The sequence below is a fragment of the Pseudomonas syringae group sp. 243L2 genome (assembly GCF_032587875.1).
Lineage (GTDB): Bacteria > Pseudomonadota > Gammaproteobacteria > Pseudomonadales > Pseudomonadaceae > Aquipseudomonas > Aquipseudomonas amygdali.
This window is the reverse complement of the sequence record NZ_JAWHPL010000006.1, coordinates 1-2,799: the sequence shown is the minus strand read 5'-3', so window position 1 is coordinate 2,799 and position 2,799 is coordinate 1. Positions and strand designations below refer to the sequence as shown.

Annotated in this window: 1 protein-coding gene and 1 pseudogene; both read left to right on the top strand. The window is 59.4% G+C overall.

The window, feature by feature from the left end; genetic code table 11:
• Positions 1-15 precede the first annotated feature (15 nt).
• Entirely contained in the window at positions 16-2,577 is a 2,562-nt protein-coding gene (locus RYB66_RS03910) for a type VI secretion system Vgr family protein (RefSeq protein ID WP_316893861.1), read from the top strand.
• Positions 2,574-2,799, top strand: a pseudogene (locus RYB66_RS03905) (hypothetical protein); the annotation flags it as partial. The gene RYB66_RS03910 and the pseudogene RYB66_RS03905, both read left to right, overlap by 4 nt.

The window sequence follows — 2,799 nt, the reverse complement described above, 5'->3', positions numbered from 1 at the left end:
TATAACGGAGCAACAATGTTAAAGGATCTAACGGCGCTATTTGCGCCACAAAACCGTCGCTTGATCAAGCTGACGACCGTTGCCCGTGACGAACAGGAACTCCTGCTGGAACGTTTTTCCGGTACTGAAAGCCTGTCCGAGCTGTTCAGTTTCGAGTTGTCGATGATCAGCCGCGATGCCGGCCTGGAACTCAAATCGCAGATCGGCCAGCCTGCACAATTGGCAATAGAACTCGCCACCGGCGAATCGCGCTACATCAATGGTTATATCAGTGCCTTCAGCCTGGAAGGCAGCGACGGCGGCCTGGCCCGCTACAGCGCCACACTAAGCCCCTGGCTATGGATGCTCTCGCGACGCGTCGACTCGCGCATATTTCAGGAACAGACCATCGAAGCCGTTATCCGAACGGTATTTGCGGCCTATGGCGCGTTGCCCGACTTCGAATTTCAACTCAGCCAGCCACTTAAGACACACAGTTACATCACCCAGTACCGTGAAAGCGATCTGACCTTTGTATTGAGGTTGCTGGAACACGAAGGTCTGTTCTTCTATTTCGATCACAATCAGGAAAAGCACACGCTGATCATTCTTGATCACTCGCGTGACCTCTCGCCCCTGCCGCAACAGCCAAGCATTCGTTATCACAGCGCATCCGTTACCGAGACAGCGGACTCGATTACCGAATGGCGCAGCCATCGACGCCTGCAATCGGGGCGCATGTCCATTCAGACATTTGACTACAAGCAGCCCCGTAATCAGTTGCCTGTCGGCATGCCGAGCCTCAATGAGCAGGGCAACGTCGACGCGTATGAAGTGTATGACGTGCTCGATCACTACAGCCATGGCACCTTCAAAGACGGTGAACGCCTGGTGCGTCAGCGCCTGGAAGCCATTGAAGTACAGGGCAAGACATTCACCGGCAACAGTACCTGCCGCGCCATGTACCCTGGCCACACCTTTGAGCTGACCCAGCATTTTGATCATGACCGCGGCTCTGCTGAAGATCGCAGTTTTCTGCTGATAACGGTCAAGCATGAGGGCAGCAATAATTACCTGTCGGACGAAAGCGCGGGCTACAAAAACGAGTTCGTGTGCATTCGCCACAAGATCCCCTATCGGCATCCGATCACCGTTGCGCGCCCGAGCATTAACGGCCCGCTGAGCGCCATCGTGGTCGGGCCGGAAGGTGAGGAAGTGTTCACTGACGAGCTGGCACGGATACAGGTCAGGTTCCATTGGCAGCGCGGCGACAGCCTGCCGCAAGGCACCACCTGGTTAAGGGTGGCGATGCCCAGTGCTGGCAGCGGCTTCGGGCATCAGTTCATGCCACGCATCGGCCAGGAAGTGCTGGTAACGTTTCTGGCAGGCGATATCGACCGGCCTCTGGTGACGTCGGTGCTCTACAACAACATTAATCTGCCGCCACGCTTCAGCAAGGCCTCGGGGCTGCCGGGAAACCGCACGCTGTCGGGGATCCGCACCCAGGAACATAAAGGCAGCGGCTTCAACGAATTGCTGTTCGATGACACGCCAGGCTCACTGCGCGCGCGCATGGGCACAACCCATCAGGCCACAGCCCTCAACCTGGGCAAACTGACCGACCCGCGTACTGACGGCACCGCCCAGCCACGCGGCAACGGCGCAGAACTGCGCACCGATGCCGCCATCGCCCTGCGTGCCGCGCAGGGCATGTTGCTCACCACCTATGCGCGTACCGACGCAAAAGGCTCACAGCTGGATCGCGAAGAGCTGCTCAAACTGCTGGCCGAGTGCGGCGAGCTGTTCAAATCCCTCGGCGAAACCGCCGCCGCGCGTGGCGGACAGGCGGTGGATATCAAAGGTATGGAAGCCTTGCGCCAGTCGCTCGATCAATGGCCCGCGCCGGATAATAACGGCCTGGGCGACCCGGTACTGGCCATGACCGCAGCAGCAGGCATCGCCAGCGCCACACCACGCTCGCAGGCTCACTACGCTGGTGAAAATCACGACACCACCGCGCAGGACAACCTGCAATTGACCAGCGGCGCGGCCATGCACCTGCAAGCGGGCAAAGGGCTGTCAGCTTTCGCTCAGGACGCAGGCATCAGCGCCATTGCCAACCGCGGCAAAGTACTGGTTCAAGCCCAGGAAGACGACATCGCCCTCAATGCCCAGAAAAACCTGCACGTCTCGGCCGTCGAAGGCGAAGTGGTCATCACCGCGCCGACCATTCGCCTGGTCGCCGATGACGGCAGTTACATCAAGATTGGCGGCGGCGTCGAGATCGGCTCGCAGGGCAAAGTCACCGTGCACGCCAGCGAACACGACTGGATCGGACCCAAGACCGACAGCGCTGCGATTCCCTCTTTCGGCCGCGACCCCGCCGCCCAGCAGGTCACCTTCCACTACCCCGGCCACAGCGAACAAAGCCCGCGGGCAGCAGCGGATCACTCGTATGAAATCAAACTGGAAGATGGCAGCCTGGTGAAAGGAATGACGAACGCAGAAGGACTGACCGAGCGCGTGGAACGCGAAATGATGCATCAGGCGCAAGTATCGGCACTACGCAGCGGCACACCGAAAGGAGGTGCCCAATGAATGGCGCCGATGAATACGCCGTTGCCCAAGGCAACACACGCCTGATCCTCAACCTCAACACCACCAGCAAAATGGAAGTGCCCGCCGACTTGCCCGGCGTAGTGATCTTTCTGCACGGTGTGAATGACCCGGGGGCTTCTTATGAGTCGGTGGAGACCGGGTTGTGTCAGGGGGTGAATGAGCGGCTGGATCGGCCGGATCTGGTGGCTGGGCGGTATGGGG

What these genes read in the sequence shown, in the direction of transcription:
- RYB66_RS03910 (WP_316893861.1), top strand. Translation starts at nt 16, where the DNA reads ATGTTAAAGGATCTAACGGCGCTATTTGCGCCACAAAACCGTCGCTTG.